The organism is Testudinibacter sp. P80/BLE/0925 (assembly GCF_053570785.1).
Map to the genome: position 1 here is coordinate 328,970 of NZ_CM131636.1, position 18,410 is coordinate 347,379.

The 18,410-nt window shown below is 47.8% G+C and carries 14 protein-coding genes, 1 tRNA gene and 3 rRNA genes; 6 read left to right on the forward strand and 12 right to left on the reverse strand.

Annotation, left to right across the window (positions count from 1 at the left end; genetic code table 11):
- Positions 1-5: 5 nt before the first annotated feature.
- Positions 6-644 (reverse strand): DJ-1/PfpI family protein, encoded by a 639-nt coding sequence (locus ACWA5Z_RS01565; protein ID WP_431053590.1) that lies wholly within the window; start codon positions 642-644, stop codon positions 6-8.
- Positions 645-721: 77 nt separating this feature from the next.
- On the opposite strand from ACWA5Z_RS01565, the gene mog reads away from it, so the two are divergent.
- The 4 genes from mog to ACWA5Z_RS01585 all read left to right on the forward strand — a co-directional run bounded on the left by mog (position 722) and on the right by ACWA5Z_RS01585 (position 2,794).
- Positions 722-1,309, forward strand: a complete 588-nt coding sequence (mog, locus tag ACWA5Z_RS01570) for a molybdopterin adenylyltransferase (protein WP_431053591.1) — start codon at positions 722-724, stop codon at positions 1,307-1,309.
- 9 nt (positions 1,310-1,318) lie between these two features.
- Positions 1,319-1,657 carry a nitrogen regulatory protein P-II gene (gene glnB, locus ACWA5Z_RS01575; protein ID WP_431053592.1) on the forward strand — a complete coding sequence of 113 codons (339 nt, stop codon included), beginning with the start codon at positions 1,319-1,321 and terminating at the stop codon, positions 1,655-1,657.
- A gap of 6 nt (positions 1,658-1,663) precedes the next feature.
- On the forward strand, positions 1,664-2,122 hold the full coding sequence (locus tag ACWA5Z_RS01580) for a DMT family transporter (protein WP_431053593.1): 459 nt from the start codon (positions 1,664-1,666) through the stop codon (positions 2,120-2,122).
- A 105-nt stretch (positions 2,123-2,227) separates the two neighbouring features.
- Positions 2,228-2,794 (forward strand): MalM family protein, encoded by a 567-nt coding sequence (locus ACWA5Z_RS01585; protein ID WP_449343111.1) that lies wholly within the window; start codon positions 2,228-2,230, stop codon positions 2,792-2,794.
- Between the two features lie 283 nt (positions 2,795-3,077).
- On the opposite strand, the gene rrf is transcribed toward ACWA5Z_RS01585, so the two are convergent.
- The 6 genes from rrf to priA form a co-directional block, all read right to left on the reverse strand.
- Positions 3,078-3,193: ribosomal RNA gene (gene rrf / locus ACWA5Z_RS01590) — 5S ribosomal RNA — on the reverse strand.
- Between the two features lie 214 nt (positions 3,194-3,407).
- Positions 3,408-6,859: ribosomal RNA gene (locus ACWA5Z_RS01595) — 23S ribosomal RNA — on the reverse strand.
- A 306-nt stretch (positions 6,860-7,165) separates the two neighbouring features.
- Positions 7,166-7,241 (reverse strand) — tRNA-Glu (locus ACWA5Z_RS01600).
- Between the two features lie 75 nt (positions 7,242-7,316).
- Positions 7,317-8,856: ribosomal RNA gene (locus tag ACWA5Z_RS01605) — 16S ribosomal RNA — on the reverse strand.
- The 16S, 23S and 5S rRNA genes sit together here with 1 tRNA gene alongside, the layout of an rRNA operon.
- Before the next feature lie 451 nt (positions 8,857-9,307).
- Positions 9,308-10,108, reverse strand: a complete 801-nt coding sequence (gene ftsN / locus ACWA5Z_RS01610; protein WP_431053594.1) for a cell division protein FtsN — start codon at positions 10,106-10,108, stop codon at positions 9,308-9,310.
- Positions 10,109-10,195: 87 nt separating this feature from the next.
- The gene (priA, locus tag ACWA5Z_RS01615) at positions 10,196-12,412 is read right to left on the reverse strand and encodes a primosomal protein N' (protein ID WP_431053595.1); all 2,217 of its coding nucleotides are present in this window, start codon (positions 12,410-12,412) and stop codon (positions 10,196-10,198) included.
- Positions 12,413-12,630: 218 nt separating this feature from the next.
- On the opposite strand from priA, the gene rpmE reads away from it, so the two are divergent.
- Both rpmE and mazG read left to right on the forward strand, forming a co-directional pair.
- Positions 12,631-12,843: a 50S ribosomal protein L31 gene (gene rpmE / locus ACWA5Z_RS01620; protein WP_431053596.1), complete on the forward strand. Its 213-nt coding sequence runs from the start codon at positions 12,631-12,633 to the stop codon at positions 12,841-12,843.
- A 105-nt stretch (positions 12,844-12,948) separates the two neighbouring features.
- On the forward strand, positions 12,949-13,665 hold the full coding sequence (mazG, locus tag ACWA5Z_RS01625) for a nucleoside triphosphate pyrophosphohydrolase (protein WP_431053597.1): 717 nt from the start codon (positions 12,949-12,951) through the stop codon (positions 13,663-13,665).
- On the opposite strand, the gene ACWA5Z_RS01630 is transcribed toward mazG, so the two are convergent.
- The 5 genes from ACWA5Z_RS01630 to rluA all read right to left on the reverse strand — a co-directional run bounded on the left by ACWA5Z_RS01630 (position 13,645) and on the right by rluA (position 18,405).
- The gene (locus ACWA5Z_RS01630; RefSeq protein ID WP_431053598.1) at positions 13,645-13,944 is read right to left on the reverse strand and encodes a hypothetical protein; all 300 of its coding nucleotides are present in this window, start codon (positions 13,942-13,944) and stop codon (positions 13,645-13,647) included. The two genes, mazG and ACWA5Z_RS01630, sit on opposite strands and share 21 nt — an antisense overlap.
- Before the next feature lie 19 nt (positions 13,945-13,963).
- Positions 13,964-14,149 carry a hypothetical protein gene (locus tag ACWA5Z_RS01635; RefSeq protein WP_431053599.1) on the reverse strand — a complete coding sequence of 62 codons (186 nt, stop codon included), beginning with the start codon at positions 14,147-14,149 and terminating at the stop codon, positions 13,964-13,966.
- A gap of 62 nt (positions 14,150-14,211) precedes the next feature.
- Entirely contained in the window at positions 14,212-16,392 is a 2,181-nt protein-coding gene (uvrD, locus tag ACWA5Z_RS01640; protein ID WP_431053600.1) for a DNA helicase II, read from the reverse strand.
- A gap of 183 nt (positions 16,393-16,575) precedes the next feature.
- On the reverse strand, positions 16,576-17,646 hold the full coding sequence (locus ACWA5Z_RS01645) for an ATP-binding protein (protein ID WP_431053601.1): 1,071 nt from the start codon (positions 17,644-17,646) through the stop codon (positions 16,576-16,578).
- A gap of 99 nt (positions 17,647-17,745) precedes the next feature.
- Entirely contained in the window at positions 17,746-18,405 is a 660-nt protein-coding gene (gene rluA, locus ACWA5Z_RS01650) for a bifunctional tRNA pseudouridine(32) synthase/23S rRNA pseudouridine(746) synthase RluA (RefSeq protein WP_431053602.1), read from the reverse strand.
- Positions 18,406-18,410: the final 5 nt, after the last annotated feature.

Consider the following 18,410-nt stretch of genomic DNA (forward strand, 5'->3'; position numbering starts at 1 on the left):
CTATTTTATAGCCGAATAATGTGATTATTCGGCTTTGCTATTTTTAGCCGCAAATCATCTTTATCCGTAAACGGATCATATTCCGGATCGGCATTCCAAATATATTCAATATCCGTTGCAATTTTCTGCGCAATGGCTTCGCCGAAACGATCGCGCACAAATCCTAACGTCATATCCATTCCGGCAGATACCCCTGAAGAGGTGTAGAACTTGCCACTAACCACCCAACGTGCGCTATCTCGCCAAAGCACTTGCCGGTTGAGTGACTTCACCCAAGCCAATGCTTTCTTATTTGACGTTGCCGCATGCTGATCTAAAAGTGCGGTACACGCCAATAAAGCAGCACCGGTGCACACACTCAGACAATATTCCGACTGTTCGACGAGCTGGGCTAATGTCGCCAAAAATGAGGCGTCTGTTACCAATAAACGGGTGCCTTGCCCGCCGGGAATTAAAAGAATACCACGGGGTTCGAAACCCGTAATATTTTCCGTCACGATCTGATATCCTTGTCGGCTTTGAACCAGTCCGCCACTCAATGAGAAATATTTCAATTGCGCATTCGGAATGCGTGCCAAGATTTCCACTGGTCCGAATACATCCAAGGTTTCAAAATCATCAAATAGTAAAATATTTATCTTCATTTTTCTCACAAGCTCAGTAACGCGCTATAATATTTCCCACTATAAACTGCCTGTCCCTCATACAAAAGAGAATTATTATGCAAAAATTATTAAAAATCGGTTTGGTTTCGGTCTCGGATCGCGCCTCACAGGGCGTTTATCAGGATCAAGGCATTCCCGAATTACAAACCTGGCTGGAAAATGCGTTATGCGATCCGTTTGAAGTTGAAACCCGTTTGATTCCCGATGAACAAGCGATCATAGAGCAAACATTGATTGAATTGGTCGATCAGCAACATTGCCATTTGGTTTTAACCACCGGCGGCACAGGCCCCGCAAAACGTGATGTGACGCCCGACGCAACCCTTGCCGTTGCCGATCGCGAAATGCCGGGTTTCGGCGAGCAAATGCGCCAAGTCAGCCTGCATTTTGTACCGACCGCGATTCTCTCGCGCCAAGTGGGCGTGATTCGCAAGCAATCGTTAATTTTAAACCTGCCGGGGCAGCCGAAAGCAATTAAAGAAACACTGGAAGGGGTGAAAGATCAACACGGCAATGTGCTGGTTAAAGGGATTTTTAGCGCAGTGCCGTATTGCTTACAGTTGATCGACGGAATTTATATTGATACAGTGCCGGATGTGATTACAAGTTTCCGCCCGAAATCCGCACGTCGTGAAAAGAACTAAGGAAATCTGATGAAAAAAATTGAAGCGATTATTAAGCCGTTCAAACTCGATGACGTGCGCGAAGCCCTGTCCGATGTTGGTATCACCGGCATGACGGTCTCTGAAGTCAAAGGTTTCGGACGACAAAAAGGGCACACCGAAATGTATCGCGGTGCCGAGTATATGGTTGATTTTTTACCCAAAGTGAAATTGGAAATCGTCATCGCCGACGAGCAAGCCGAGGCTTGCGTGCATGCCATTATCGACACCGCCCAGACCGGCAAAATCGGTGACGGTAAAATCTTTGTTTATGATGTCGAGCGCGTAATTCGTATTCGTACCGCCGAAGAAAACGAAGAGGCAATTTAGGGCAATATGCTTTTCTATCTTGTCGCTTTCATTGCCGGAGTTGCGCTTGCCAGCCAAGCCGCAATCAACAGCCAACTCAGCAAAGCCGTCGGCGGGCAACCTGTTGCCGCCGCGCTCATTTCTTTTTTCACCGGCACCTTGGTTTTGTTGGCAATCACCCTCACTAAAGCCAATCTGGCAGAAATTTGGATTAACCTGCCACAGCAACCATGGTGGAAATGGACGGGTGGCGCTCTAGGCGCCCTGGTGGTATTTACCACCATTATGCTTGCTCCGAAAGTCGGGGTGAGCAATATGCTGTTTTTTATCATTATCGGGCAATTAATTATGGCAATGTTAATCGATCACTACGGTTTAATCCAAATGCCAATCCGCCCGGCGACAATCTGGAAGCTTATCGGCTTAATGATCGTGTTTATCGGCATGACGTTCTTCTTCTATGGTGAGAAATGGTTTAGCCGGTAGTTTTGTTTTAAAGCTATTCGTATTAACACGATCACCGACTTCCCTAATCAAGAGTCAACCATTCTTTCTTCCGACAATAAAGCGCTGTTCGTCCCGACAGTTGCGGTGTTAGATGCCAATTACAATTTAGCCGCAACCTACCCTTCATCCGTGTTTAAATTGCAGCACGAGAGCGGTTTGCAAGCAAATCGCTTGAGTACCGAACTCAACCTAACCCCGACGCCGAATCAGGATTATATTTATCTGCTGGTTTATACCGCAGCTGACGATTTGCAAGGCAGTACTTTGATTCCCCACCCGGCAAAACTTTACGCCAAAGCCAGAGGCAACCAGCCGCCGGCAATTGACGATTTACGGGCGCAACACAGCCGTAACGGTAAAATTCAAATCCGTGTCGACGGCAAACAAAGTGCGCAATTTATCGGTATGCAAATGCCGTCTTTCAAAGATAAGTCTACAACGCCGCAAACTATCGGTAACACCGCCAAAGCTGCTGGCACAACATTAACTAAGCCGGTAGAAAAAGAAACCGAGCGCTATTTCAATACGGCCATTCGCAATGCCTTAAAACAAAACGATATTGACAGAGCAATGAATCTGGTGAATGAAGCCGAAAAGCTGGGATTATCCTCTCCGCGCAAAACTTTTATTGATAATATTTCTAAGAAGTAAGACCTGCCTTTTTACTTTCCCTTTCCACCTCAATTCGAGGTGGTTTTTTATATCTGTAAAAAATATAAATAACGAACCTATCTTTCTTCAAAGAGCGCTTGACCGCACTTTCAGGCTGATTATTACCAAAATCCAGCCTGTTGCCATACTTTTCTCATTGAACTTCACTGCAAACCGCACGGGTATTTCTTCGTATTGCTTAGCTTTCTTGTCTTAGGATTTTTTTCGCCCAAAACAAAAACCCCTTGTATCGCTACAAGGGGCTCTGCTTCTCTAATATAATATCCGGCGGTGTCCTACTCTCACATGGGGAGACCCCACACTACCATCGGCGTTACGGCATTTCACTTCTGAGTTCGGCATGGAATCAGGTGGTGCTACCGCACTATCGCCGCCGGAATAATTCGGCTTGATTGTTTTTGCTTCTTCTTACTTTGTTTTGTTCTCTATTTTTTATTCTTTCAGCGTTTCTTTCGCTGTTATTCCTATTCGGTCACAAGCTAATCTGATTCAAACTCCTCGAGCCCTACTCGAGCTTCTTACTTCGCTCTTTCGTCTCTTGTCTTTTCTTACAACTTTCTCTCGGCTTTTGGGTAAAACCCTTGAGCGTTGTATGGTTAAGCCTCTCGGGCAATTAGTACGGGTTAGCTCAATGTATCACTACACTTACACACCCCGCCTATCTACGTCTTCGTCTTAAACAACCCTTACAGTCTTATAGACTGGGAAAACTCATCTCAAGGCAAGTTTCGTGCTTAGATGCTTTCAGCACTTATCTCTTCCGCACATAGCTACCCCGCAATGCTTCTGGCGAAACAACGGGAACACCAGCGGTGCGTCCACTCCGGTCCTCTCGTACTAGGAGCAGCCCCTTTCAATTTTCCAACGCCCACGGCAGATAGGGACCGAACTGTCTCACGACGTTCTAAACCCAGCTCGCGTACCACTTTAAATGGCGAACAGCCATACCCTTGGGACCTACTTCAGCCCCAGGATGTGATGAGCCGACATCGAGGTGCCAAACACCGCCGTCGATATGAACTCTTGGGCGGTATCAGCCTGTTATCCCCGGAGTACCTTTTATCCGTTGAGCGATGGCCCTTCCATTCAGAACCACCGGATCACTATGACCTGCTTTCGCACCTGCTCGACATGTCCGTCTCGCAGTCAAGCTTGCTTATACCATTGTACTAACCTCACGATGTCCGACCGTGATTAGCAAACCTTCGTACTCCTCCGTTACGCTTTGGGAGGAGACCGCCCCAGTCAAACTACCCACCAGACACTGTCCACGACCGCGTGCCGCAGTCTGTGTTAGAACATCAAACCTTAAAGGGTGGTATTTCAACAACGACTCCATATTAACTGGCGTTAATACTTCTCTGTCTCCCACCTATCCTACACATCAAAATTCAATGTTCAGTGTCAAGCTATAGTAAAGGTTCACGGGGTCTTTCCGTCTAGCCGCGGGTACACCGCATCTTCACGGCGATTTCAATTTCACTGAGTCTCGGGTGGAGACAGCCTGGCCATCATTACGCCATTCGTGCAGGTCGGAACTTACCCGACAAGGAATTTCGCTACCTTAGGACCGTTATAGTTACGGCCGCCGTTTACTGGGGCTTCGATCAAATGCTCTCACATCATCAATTAACCTTCCAGCACCGGGCAGGCGTCACACCCTATACGTCCACTTTCGTGTTTGCAGAGTGCTGTGTTTTTAATAAACAGTTGCAGCCAGCTGGTCACTTCGACTGACTTCACCTCTATCCGTTAAGGACTTCAATTACCGTCAGCGCACCTTCTCCCGAAGTTACGGTGCTATTTTGCCTAGTTCCTTCACCCGAGTTCTCTCAAGCGCCTGAGTATTCTCTACCTGACCACCTGTGTCGGTTTTCAGTACGGTTTATGATAAGATAAGCTTAGCGGCTTTTCCTGGAAGTGTGGTATCGGTTACTTCGACTCCGTGGAGTCTCCCCGTCACGCCTCTGATATAAATGACCGGATTTGCCTAATCATCCATCCTACACGCTTGGACCGGGACTTCCGTCACCCGGATAACCTAACCTGCTCCGTCCCCACATCGCTCTTATCACAAGTACGGGAATATTAACCCGTTTCCCATCGACTACGCTCTTCAGCCTCGCCTTAGGGGCCGACTCACCCTGCCCCGATTAACGTTGGACAGGAACCCTTGGTCTTCCGGCGAGGGGGTTTTTCACCCCCTTTATCGTTACTTATGTCAGCATTCGCACTTGTGATACGTCCAGCAGCCCTCTCGAGCCACCTTCTTCCGCTTACACAACGCTCCCCTACCCAATCAGATGACAGATTTCAGACGTCAGGTTTCGGTGTTTTACCAAAACCTTGTAACATCTTCGCAATTTCTTCGTATTCATTACGCCATCTTTGCCAATCTTGTTCATCTACATATTTCAAGTCATAACAGTATCTTAACCAAACTCGCATTTCATCAGCACTGCCTATTGCCATGCTAAGAAATCGATTTAAATCCGCTTTAGTACGTTGCCTTGCAAAACCTTCGGCTAAATTTGCACAAATGCTTTTGCTTGCCCGTCTAACTTGGTCTCCTAACGCATATTGCTCTATCTTAGGAAAATCCAAGCTCGCTTGATGAATTTCCAACGACACTTTATAAGCGCGTTGAAACACCTTCAAATCTTCAAACTTGATTGCCATACTGTCTCCTGACATCTGAAATCTGTCATCTGAATGCCGCAGCTTCGGTGCTATGTTTTAGCCCCGTTACATCTTCCGCGCAGGCCGACTCGACTAGTGAGCTATTACGCTTTCTTTAAATGATGGCTGCTTCTAAGCCAACATCCTAGCTGTCTAAGCCTTCCCACTTCGTTTCCCACTTAACATAGACTTTGGGACCTTAGCTGGCGGTCTGGGTTGTTTCCCTCTTCACGACGAACGTTAGCACCCGCCGTGTGTCTCCTAGATAGTACTCTTCGGTATTCGCAGTTTGCATCGGGTTGGTAAGTCGGGATGACCCCCTAGCCGAAACAGTGCTCTACCCCCGAAGGTATTCGTCTAAGGCTCTACCTAAATAGATTTCGGGGAGAACCAGCTATCTCCCGGTTTGATTGGCCTTTCACCCCCAGCCACAAGTCATCCGCTACTTTTTCAACAGTAGTCGGTTCGGTCCTCCAGTTAGTGTTACCCAACCTTCAACCTGCCCATGGCTAGATCACCGGGTTTCGGGTCTATATCGTGCAACTCTTCGCCCAGTTAAGACTCGGTTTCCCTTCGGCTCCCCTATTCGGTTAACCTCGCTACACAATATAAGTCGCTGACCCATTATACAAAAGGTACGCAGTCACCCTATCCTCAAGCATACTGCTTTCGGATTGCCGTTTTACTTCGTAAAACGCCCCTTTCACACGCCGATTAATCATCAGTTTCCTGATTGATTTTGGGGTTGACCGTTTTGCTTCGCAAAACGTTAACCGCATTTCAACGTTTTCTATACCACTCTCAATACACTTGAGTGATAGGGCTCCCACTGCTTGTACGTACAGGGTTTCAGGTTCTATTTCACTCCCTTCACCAGGGTTCTTTTCGCCTTTCCCTCACGGTACTGGTTCACTATCGGTCAGTCAGGAGTATTTAGCCTTGGAGGATGGTCCCCCCATCTTCAAACAGGATTTCTCGTGTCCCGCCCTACTTGCTGTTAGCTTAGTACCGTAACTGTGCCTTCGGATACGGGATTATCACCCTCTGCGATTGAGCTTCCCAACTCATTCTCCTAACTCACTTACTATCACTAACGGCTTCTCCGTGTTCGCTCGCCGCTACTTACGGAATCTCAATTGATTTCTTTTCCTCGGGGTACTGAGATGTTTCAGTTCTCCCGGTTCGCCTTGTTAACCTATGGATTCAGTTAACAATAGTAGATTCTTCATCTACTGGGTTTCCCCATTCGGATATCGTGGAGTATTAACGCTTCTTATCAACTCCTCCACGCTTTTCGCAGATTAGCACGTCCTTCTTCGCCTCTGACTGCCTAGGCATCCACCCTGCACGCTTAGTCACTTAACCATACAACCTCAAGAATTTTCAGACCGCACTTTCATTTCAACTAACCACTTTCGTGCCCGTTTCGTTCAGTCCGCTTTCCATTCCCAAAGCCGTCTTCCATTGACTCGTGCGTAAGTTTCCCTACGCTGACCTGCTCAGTGCCTTTTCTCACCAAACAAGCCCAATTCGATTCTCGATTGCTCGATTTTCGAATACTCAGCTCTTACGTCCTCTCGAACGCTTGAGTTCTCTTCAGTTTTTAGCTTGTGTCCAAATTTTTAAAGAACAAATCGGTTTTCACCGATACGATTCAAAAATATCGTGTTATGGCGTCCCCACGGGGATTCGAACCCCGGTTACCGCCGTGAAAGGGCGATGTCCTAGGCCTCTAGACGATGGGGACCGCGACCATAACACGTTATTCTCAAATCTATCAAACAATCTGTGTGAACACCTATACAAAATCATCAGTCATATATAAGGAGGTGATCCAACCGCAGGTTCCCCTACGGTTACCTTGTTACGACTTCACCCCAGTCATGAATCATACCGTGGTAAACGCCCCCCTTCCGGTTAAGCTATCTACTTCTGGTACAACCCACTCCCATGGTGTGACGGGCGGTGTGTACAAGGCCCGGGAACGTATTCACCGCAACATTCTGATTTGCGATTACTAGCGATTCCGACTTCATGGAGTCGAGTTGCAGACTCCAATCCGGACTACGACGCACTTTAAGAGATTCGCTTAAGCTCGCACTCTCGCCTCCCTCTGTATACGCCATTGTAGCACGTGTGTAGCCCTACTCGTAAGGGCCATGATGACTTGACGTCATCCCCACCTTCCTCCGGTTTGTCACCGGCAGTCTCCTTTGAGTTCCCATCTTTACATGCTGGCAACAAAGGATAAGGGTTGCGCTCGTTGCGGGACTTAACCCAACATTTCACAACACGAGCTGACGACAGCCATGCAGCACCTGTCTCTAAGTTCCCGAAGGCACAAGCTCATCTCTGAGCTCTTCTTAGGATGTCAAGAGTAGGTAAGGTTCTTCGCGTTGCATCGAATTAAACCACATGCTCCACCGCTTGTGCGGGCCCCCGTCAATTCATTTGAGTTTTAACCTTGCGGCCGTACTCCCCAGGCGGTCGATTTAACGCGTTAGCTTCGAGAGCCACCCATACAGGCAACCCCCAAATCGACATCGTTTACAGCGTGGACTACCAGGGTATCTAATCCTGTTTGCTCCCCACGCTTTCGCACATGAGCGTCAGTCTTTGTCCAAGGGGCCGCCTTCGCCTCCGGTATTCCTCCACATCTCTACGCATTTCACCGCTACACGTGGAATTCTACCCCTCTCTACAAAACTCTAGATAAACAGTATGAAATGCTGTTCCCAAGTTAAGCTCGGGGATTTCACATCTCACTTATCTATCCGCCTGCGTGCCCTTTACGCCCAGTTATTCCGATTAACGCTCGCACCCTCCGTATTACCGCGGCTGCTGGCACGGAGTTAGCCGGTGCTTCTTCTGTGACTAACGTCAATTGCTCTGTCTATTAAACAAAACACCTTCCTCATCACCGAAAGAACTTTACAACCCGAAGGCCTTCTTCATTCACGCGGCATGGCTGCGTCAGGGTTCCCCCCATTGCGCAATATTCCCCACTGCTGCCTCCCGTAGGAGTCTGGGCCGTGTCTCAGTCCCAGTGTGACTGGTCATCCTCTCAGACCAGTTAGAGATCGACGGCTTGGTGAGCCTTTACCTCACCAACTACCTAATCTCACTTGGGCTCATCTTATGGCGGGCGGCTCGAAAGTCCCACCCTTTAGTCCTAAGACATTACGCGGTATTAGCTACAGTTTCCCGTAGTTATCCCCCTCCATAAGCCAGATTCCCAAGCATTACTCACCCGTCCGCCGCTCGTCGGCAAGAGAGCAAGCTCTCCCCCGTTACCGCTCGACTTGCATGTGTTAAGCCTGCCGCCAGCGTTCAATCTGAGCCATGATCAAACTCTTCAATTCAAGTTCAATCGCTCAACGAATTTCTGACTATAATGTTGAAACCACAAAAGTTTCAATTATGAATTTACTATCAGCACTCATTAAGACTTTAGTTTTTTAAATCTTTAAATTACCAATGCCTTGCACAAGTGCCCACACAGATTGTCTGATATATTGTTAAAGAACAGTTTCCTTCTTTTCAAGGAAAGGATTGTCATTCTACACAATCCCATTTTTTCGTCAAGCGATTTTTAAACTAACCGCTTCACTTTCACCGACTTGCCACGCCGTTTTGCGTTGTCGCCGTCAGTGGAAGCGCATTATAGGGCGGCAAAATTTTTTGGCAAGATCTTTTTTGCAAAAAGATCGTTATTTTTTGCGTTTGATCTTTTTTTAAACGTTAATTAAAACAAAACGGTTGAAATTTATCCTTTCAACCGTTTTTCTGACTATTTTTGATAATAAAGTGCGGTTACATACCGATCACAACACACTCCGTTACACCCTTGGCTTTTTGCAAGGTGGCATTGGCAGCGGCACGATCGCCAATCGGCCCAATAAAAATACGGTTGAAGGTCGAACTACTGCTGACACGCGCATCAAAACCAGCCATCACCAAACGTGCCTGCAAGTTCTCTGCTTGTTCACGGTTTTTAAATGCGCCACATTGCAAGCCGAATTTCGCAGTTGAAGCCGTTTTCTTGGTTTGCTGCGCTGCGCTGCTTTCTTGTTTTGGTTTTGCCTGTACCACTTCTGCCGGTTTACTTTCTACAGGTTTGGTATTCGTTTGCGCTTTTGGTTTTTCCACCACAACCGGAGGCGCAATCGTGGCATTCGGCTCATTATGCTTCAGTGTTTGTTGCACTTGTGCCTGCACTGCTACATTTTTATCATTTTTTGCGGCTTCTGCGGCTTCGGCATCACGCTCCAACATCTGCAAAATCTTTTTCTGTTCTTCGGTTAAGTTTTGCACTTTATCCAAACTTTTCGGGCTATTATCGATCGGAATTTCACGCGTTTCCAAATCACGAATATAGCTCCACACCTCTTCGGGACGGCTCGGCAAAGTGCTTTTTGGTTTGTTTTCTTCAACTTTATCGACTGTCGCAACCACCGCGCCGCTTTCTGTCGATTTTTCTTTTAATAGATACAAACCAGCCGCAAAAATCGCTACCATTGCAAAAGCAATGCCTAACAGCAGCCCTTTATTCACCTTATTGGCTTTTTTCTTTGATGTCGCTCTGCCCCGAGTGGCATAATCACGCTGAACCACTGAAATTCCCTATTTATTTAAACGTTATCACAATTAAACAGCAATTTTACTTAAAAAAATGTCAAAATCCTAGCCTCTATTTTCTACCTAACTGAAATCCTGCGGATCAATATCCAGCACGCAACGGATGTTTTGATCCAAATTCAACTGCGGTTTATGGCTGGAAAAGACTTGCAGGCAATGCTGCAATACCGCTCTTGAGGGGTGTTGTAACAATAAATGCCATTGGTATTGCCCGGCTTTTTTCGCCTGCAACGCTTCAATCGGTCCGAGAATTTGCAAACTGTCAAGCGGCTGTTTTTGGCTGTAATCTTGAAAGAATGCCGCCACTTGTTGCAGGTACACAACCGCACTTTGGCTGTTTTTACTTTTTACTCGAAATAACGCCTGCGCCGCAAACGGTGGCAAGCCGATACTTTGCCGCTGCTGCAATGCCTTTTTGGCAAATTCGGCATAGCCTTGTTGTAACAGGGTTTGCAGCAGGCTATGTTGTGGAAAATGGGTTTGCAGCACCACTTCGCCGGCTTTGTCACCACGTCCGGCACGCCCCGCCACTTGCACATACAACTGCGCCAAACGTTCTTCGCTGCGGAAATCTTCCGAAAAAAGCGCGCCGTCGATATTCACCATCGCCACCAACGTCACATCGGGAAAATGGTGTCCTTTCGCCAACATTTGCGTGCCGATCAAAATCCGTCGTTGCCGTGTTTTAATCTGTTGCAACCGGGTTTCCATTGCGCCTTTGCGTGCAGTGGTGTCGCGGTCAATCCGTGCAATGCCGTACTCCGGAAATTTCTCCGCCAGCGCGCTTTCCAACTGCTCCGTGCCTACGCCTGCGGTGATCAAATGGGTCGAACCGCACTTCGGACATTGGCGCGGCACTTTCACCTTGCGCTCGCAATGATGGCAAGTCAGACTGTTTTGTTTTTTATGGTAAGTATAAGGGCGTTCGCAGCTCGCACATTCGGCAATCCAACCGCACTCGTGACACAACAAAATCGGTGCGTAACCGCGTCGGTTCAAAAACAGCAACACTTGATTGCCTTTCTCCAAATGTTGGCGCATTAAGTGTAATAATTGCTCGGATAAACCGCGATCCACCCGTTGTTTTTTAAGATCCAACACCCGATGGCTCAAGGCATTGCTGTTCATCGCGCGCTGATTGAGCACCAAATGGCGATATTTGCCGCTCTGCACATTCGCCAAGCTTTCCAAACTGGGCGTGGCACTGCCGAGCACAATCGAAATGCCGTTATTTCGCGCCCGTATCACCGCCAAATCGCGCGCATGATGTCGCCAACTGGAGTCTTGCTGTTTATAGGAAAGATCATGCTCTTCATCAAGAATAATCAAGCCGAGCCGTTGGAATTGGCTGAAAAGTGCGGATCGCGTGCCGACCACCACCGCACTTTCGCCGCTTTGCGCACGCTGCCACGCCAACAAGCGTTGGCTGTCGCTTAAATTGGAATGCAACACATCAATCGGCAGATTGAACCGGTTCTGCACGCTGCGTACCAACTGCGGGGTTAAGCCGATTTCAGGAATCAGCAACAGCACCTGTTTGCCCTCTGCCAACACCTTTTCCATTAAATGCAGATACACTTCGGTTTTGCCCGAACCGGTGACGCCATCCAACAACCACGCTTGAAAACCGTCGCTAAAATTCACTGCACTCACCGCTAAGGCTTGTTGCTTGTTCAGGCGTAATTTATCCGCTTGATTCAGCCAATTTTCATCGGCAAGTGCGGTTTGCCAGCACGTAACGTGATACGGCTGTTGTTGCGCAAGAATCAGCCCTTTTTCCTGTAATGCCGTATAAATCGCACGGGCAAACTCGGTCGAGCCTTGCTCCGTTTCGCCGTTTTGCGCCAATTGCGCTAATGCCTGTCGCTGTTTTTTCGCGCGTTTCAACTCGCCGTTGGCAAGTGCGGTTTGCCCTTGTGCTGTGATTTTCCACACGGCACTGACCGCTCTTTGATTCGCCTCGCCTTGGCGCAATTTGACCGGCAACGCCTGAAACAGCACCTCGCCCAAACCGGTTTGATAATAATTCGCCGCCCATTGCAGCAACGAATATAATTCGTCGCTAAACAGCGATTGCCGATCTAATACCGCCGTAATCGGTTTTAACTGCGCGGCGGCGACCTCGCTCTGTTGCGGAAAGTCGATCACAATTCCAATCCGTTTTTGCCGTCCGAACGGCACCACGACACGGCTGCCAACCGCGAGAATCGCCGAGTCATCAACCAAATAATCAAAATAACGTGCCAAGGGAATTGCCAACGCAACTCGAATCAAACGCATAACGCCATTAAACTCGTGAGATGAATAAAGAACGGTAGTATAGCGGATTTTCGCCGATATTGTCCTGACAATAACGCGCTGACGCGGCTATTGCTTAACCGCACTTAATGCTGTATAATCCGCCGTCTTTAAAACAACTGCGCATTGCGCGTATTATTAACTACATATGGTGTCGGGCACGCTCCCGATAGCGATATGGCTTCAATCTGAGGTTTTCTATGAAACAAGGTATCCACCCTGAATACAAAGAAGTGACTGCAACCTGTTCTTGCGGTAACGTCATCAAAACACGTTCTACTATCGGACGTGACATCAACTTGGACGTGTGCGGCGTGTGCCACCCGTTCTATACTGGTAAACAACGCGTGGTTGACACCGGTGGTCGTGTAGAACGTTTCAACAAACGTTTCAGCATTCCGGGCACGAAATAATCGTTGCTATAACGAAAAAGAAACCGATTTCAGCGATGGAATCGGTTTTTTTATGCGTTATACTGATCGCCCAGACCGCACTTTTATTACAAAGAAGGAAATCCGATGACGACACCGATTCAACAACTGCTCGAGATTATGGCTCAACTGCGTAACCCTAACGGGGGCTGTCCGTGGGATTTGGAACAGGATTACCGCAGCATTGTGCCGTATCTGCTGGAGGAGAGTTACGAAGTAGTGGAAGCGATTCAAACCGAGGATTTTAGCGCATTAAAGGAAGAATTGGGCGATCTGTTGCTGCAAGTGGTGTTTCTCAGCCAGCTTGCCAACGAAGAGCAACGCTTTCAGTTTAACGACGTGGTGGAAACCCTGAGCGAAAAACTGATCCGCCGCCACCCGCATGTGTTCGGCGATATCTCGGCGGACAGCGCCACGGAAGCCTTAAAAAATTGGGAAAATAAAAAAAAGCAAGAGCGTTTGGACAAACAGCAAACCTCATTGCTGGACGATGTGCCGCACGCCTTGCCGGCGTTATTGCGGGCTGAAAAACTGCAAAAACGCGCCAAGAAATTGGGTTATCAACCCACTACCGTTGCACAAACTATCGCCCAAGCCGAACAACAACTGGCAGCAATCAAAAGTGCGGTCGCCACCAATCAAGATCACGCCGCCAAGCTGCTGGCAGAATTGCTGTTCAGCGTCAGCAACCTCTGCCGCCAACTGGAGCTACAAGCCGAAACCTTGCTACGCGACGAAAACAGCCGCTTTGAACAACGGGCGAGGGAATTTGAACAGTCTTCATCAAGCAAACATTTTAAATAATTTAAGGCGATTTTTCGGAGATAATTCAATATAGGAATTGGATTCAAAATACTTAGCCTCCAAGGCTCGGATAAATTCCAATTCCGCCCTTGCTTCTCCATAGTTTAGATTGGTGTATTTGCCATAATTAAATGACAAAATTGTTGCCATATCACCTTCAACAATACAGTGAATGGAAACATAACTATTAATCTCAACCGAAAATGGGCTCAAGACAATTTCATATTTATCTAAGGATTTTTCAAAAAAGACTAGCGTATCATCTGATAGCAACGCCATAAAATCCAAAAGGTTTTTATTAAGCGTTTACCACTTCATCGTAAAAAACTTCATCAATAATTTTTTTGTTCTGACGATATGCCGCTCGCTTTTGATTCGCTAGTTCTCTGATCGCTTCCCTACTGGTTTCAATCAGCGTATCTTGCTGTTTCACTTCGATATAACGAGCTAACAATGCATTTTCCTGTTCTAATGTTAATTGCATAAGCACTCCTTTTTTGCAATTTGTTTACTTATTCTACAACTTAACCGATTCTTACGCGATAACTAAATCTTCTCCAACTTCGCCAAATGCGCAATCAGCCATTTAATCCCTTGATTTTGAAAGGCGATTTGTAAGCGGGTGTTGTTATCGCTGCCTTCAACGTTGATAATCGTGCCGTTGCCGAATTTGGCGTGGTTGACTTTTTGTCCCATTTTCCATTCGCTTTGATTCAACAGGTTAATTCCTGAATGGCTGACCGCACTTTGCGTGAAAGAGCGCGTGACCGTGCCGCGCAGGCGGATTTCGCGGATACAGTCCGGTGGCAGTTCGCTGACAAAACGGGAAACGATGTGGCGTTCTTCTTTGCCGTATAAACGGCGGCTTTCGGCGTAGCTGATGGTCAGTTGCTGCTTGGCGCGGGTGATACCGACATACGCCAAGCGCCGTTCTTCTTCCAAACGACCGCTCTCCTCCAACGCCATGCGGCTGGGGAAAATGCCCTCTTCCATGCCGACGATAAACACGCGCGGAAACTCCAAGCCTTTGGCGGAATGCAGGGTCATCATCTCCACGCTCGGTTGGTGGCGATCCGCCTGCCCCTCGCCGGCTTCAAGCGAAGCGTGGGTTAAAAATGCGGTTAAATCGGTCATCTCGTCCGCTTCGTCCGGCTTGATAAATTCACGGGTGGCGGAAACCAACTCTTCCAAGTTTTCGATCCGCACTTCGCCCTTTTCGCCTTTTTCCTGTTGATACATTTGGTACAAACCGGAATGTTTAATCACAAAATCCGTCTGGGCAAACAGCGGCATCTCACAACTGTCCTGCTCCAGTGCGCTGATTAACTCCATAAAACGCAGCAACGCCGTGGCGGCTCTGCCCGCCAATTTGTTTTCTTCAATCGCCAAATTGGTGGCTTGCCATAACGTGATTTGGCGTTCGCGCGTCAGCTGGCGCAAGGTATCCAACGTACGGTCGCCGATGCCGCGCGGCGGCGTATTCACCACCCGCTCAAAAGCCGCATCATCATTGCGGTTGGCAATCAGGCGTAGATACGCCAAGGCATCTTTGATCTCCTGCCGTTCAAAAAAGCGCATACCGCCGTAAATCCGATATGGAATTTGCGCCTGTAATAACGCCTCTTCCAGCACGCGCGACTGGCTGTTGCTGCGATACAACACCGCACAATCATGGTAATCGCCGCCGTCTTGCTGCCATTGTTTAATCTGCGACACCACAAAACGCGCTTCGTCCAGTTCGTTAAAGGCACAATAGATACCAACCGGCTCGCCCTGATCGCCGTCAGTCCATAAATTTTTACCTAAACGGTCGCTGTTATTGGCAATAAGTTGATTCGCCGCTTGCAAAATATTGCCGGTCGAACGGTAATTTTGTTCCAAACGAATGGTTTGTGCTTGCGGATAGTCCTGTAAGAAACGTTGGATATTTTCAATTTTCGCACCGCGCCAGCCGTAGATCGATTGATCGTCATCGCCGACAATCATCACCTTGCCTTGTTCGCCGGCGAGCAGTTTGATCCACGCATATTGAATGTTGTTGGTGTCTTGAAATTCATCAACCAGAATATGCTGAAAACGCTGTTGATAGCGTTGCAAAATCAGCGGTTTTTTCAGCCACAATTCATAAGCGCGCAGCAGCAATTCGGCAAAATCCACCAAGCCGGCACGATCACAGGCATCTTGATAGATTTGGTAAATCCGAATCCATTCACGTTCGCTACGGTCATTATGATCATCGATTTGGTGCGGACGCAAGCCGTTATCTTTTTGGTGATTAATATACCAACAGGCTTGTTTTGGCGGAAAGTTTTTTTCATCGTAATTGTGCAGTTTCATCAGCCGTTTCAGCAACCGCACTTGGTCTTCCGAGTCTAAAATTTGGAAATCTTGCGGCAGATTGGCATCGGGATAATGGGCGCGCAACAGGCGGTTGGCAATGCTGTGAAACGTGCCGATCCACATACCGAACAGCCCTTGCGACTGCTCGCGTTGCAAAGTTGCGCTGATCCGATGGCGCATTTCCGCAGCGGCTTTATTGGTGAAGGTCACCGCTAAAATCGAGGATTCCGGCGCGTGCTCCACCCCGACCAACCATGCAATACGGTGGGTCAGCACCCGAGTTTTGCCGCTGCCCGCCCCGGCAAGCACCAGATAATTACCCAACGGCGCAGCCACCGCCTCACGCTGTTTGTCGTTCAACCCGTCCAATAATTCTGAAATATCCATTTTGCCGCCGTTCGCTTACGTTTTACTGTTTATTTATACAGCAGAATTATAGCAGGATTTCATATCAGGGAAATGATTTTTTCGGGGAAAGTGCGGTTACTGCAACGCAATACCGCACTTTATATGGTTTTAGTACAAATTATATGGTGAAAGTATAATTATACGTTCTAAGTATAATTTCAGCTAATTTTGACTAACCGATTGATCTAAAATCCATGTTTTAAATGCACTTTCATTGATAGACTGCTTATTTTTAGTATCTCTGGTCAGCAATTCACGATTTTCTAACTTACGTACGCTGCCCTGGATGGATGAGGTTTTCACCTCTGCCACGCCCAATCTACTTGCAAGTTCATGTCGGTTACGTTCGCTATAAAGTGCGGTTTCGCCTTTTGCAATCACTAATAATAATTGCTGATCCAATGCCGTCAATGCTTGCCACACTTTGTGGTAATCGGCACCGGTGCCGCTTTGAGTCAGCTGAATTTCAGTGGCTTGTTCAAGCGTTAATGCGGGGTTAATAATCATTCGTTCAATAATCTGGCGCAAGTACATCGGTGTTTGGTTCAGACGTAGAAAAATTTGATAAAGTGCGGTTTTGTCGATGAATGCTTCTGTTCTCTGCTGGTAAATATCCGCTAAAAAATCGGAAAAATCACGCCCCAACGGTGGAAAATCAATTTGATGCGAAAAGTGAAAAAACGGGGCTTTGCCGTCATTAAACATCACGCGCAAATCATTGGTAGATGAGCCGGTAAAAATCACTTTAATTTTATCGCGATATAAATCTAGCCCTGTTCGTAACGAACCGACCACATTGCTATTATTCACACCGCGCGCCAATTCTTGAATTTCATCGAGCAGTAATAAGGTCGGTTTTTTCTCATCCGCCAAACGCGCGATAATTTGACTGATCGGCTCAGCCGCCGTTTGCTTGTCCAGCTCAACGCCACTGCCGGCAATCGAAATACCTTTGATTTGAGAAAACCAACCTTTCACCTTATTGTTTTTATTTTCAGAAAACAGTTGTAGAGAAGCACGAAAGTCATTATCGCTGTCCATAAAACTGTGATAAAACACTCTGAAACCTTGCATCTCTGCTAGCGGGGCGACGTCATTAAGCAAAAACTGGGTTTTTCCCATTCGGCGCGGTGCAAAAAGCGTGAGCGCATGAAAAATACCCGATTTAAAGTTGGCTAACAGTGTTTCCGCCAATGTCGTGCGGTGAAAATAAAGTGGATCTCGAATCAGCATAAATCCCCCCGGCTGGATAAAATTATACTAAATTATACTCACAATGTATAATTATACAAGTTGAGTATAATTTCAGCTAATTTTACCCGCTTTGCAGAACTAAAACTCAGCTTCAACCGCAAAGGTTATCGGCTCGCCGTTAATCGGATGAGTGACGGTCAGCGATTCGGCGTGCAGGCACAAACGCGGCGCAAGGGCTTTGGCGGCAGGGTGGGCGTAGAATTTATCGCCTAAAATCGGGTGTCCCAATGCCAGCATATGCACGCGCAACTGGTGCGAGCGCCCGGTGATCGGCGTCAGGCGCACCCGTGCGCTGTTGTTCGGGTAGCGCGCCAACACTTCATAATGGGTGACCGCTCTTTTGCCGCGCTCGTAACAGATTTTCTGGCGCGGACGGTTTTCCCAATCGCAAATCAGCGGCAGATTGATAAAACCGCTGTCGGCTTCGGGGTGTCCCCACACCAACGCCTGATAGTGCTTTTTGGTTTCGCGATCGCGGAATTGGCGTTTCAGTTCTTGCTCGGCTTTTTTGCTCAAAGCGAACAGAATAATGCCGCTGGTCGCCATGTCCAAACGGTGCACCGCTTCGGCAAAACCGAATTTTTGCCGCACGCGCGTGGTGGCGCTGTCGAGATATTCCGGGCGGTTGCCCGGTACGGAAAGCAAACCGCTCGGTTTGTTGATCGCGGCAACATAGTTGTCTTGATAGACAATCTCCAGCCACGGCTCGGTCGGTGGATCGTAATGAATCAATGCCATTGTTG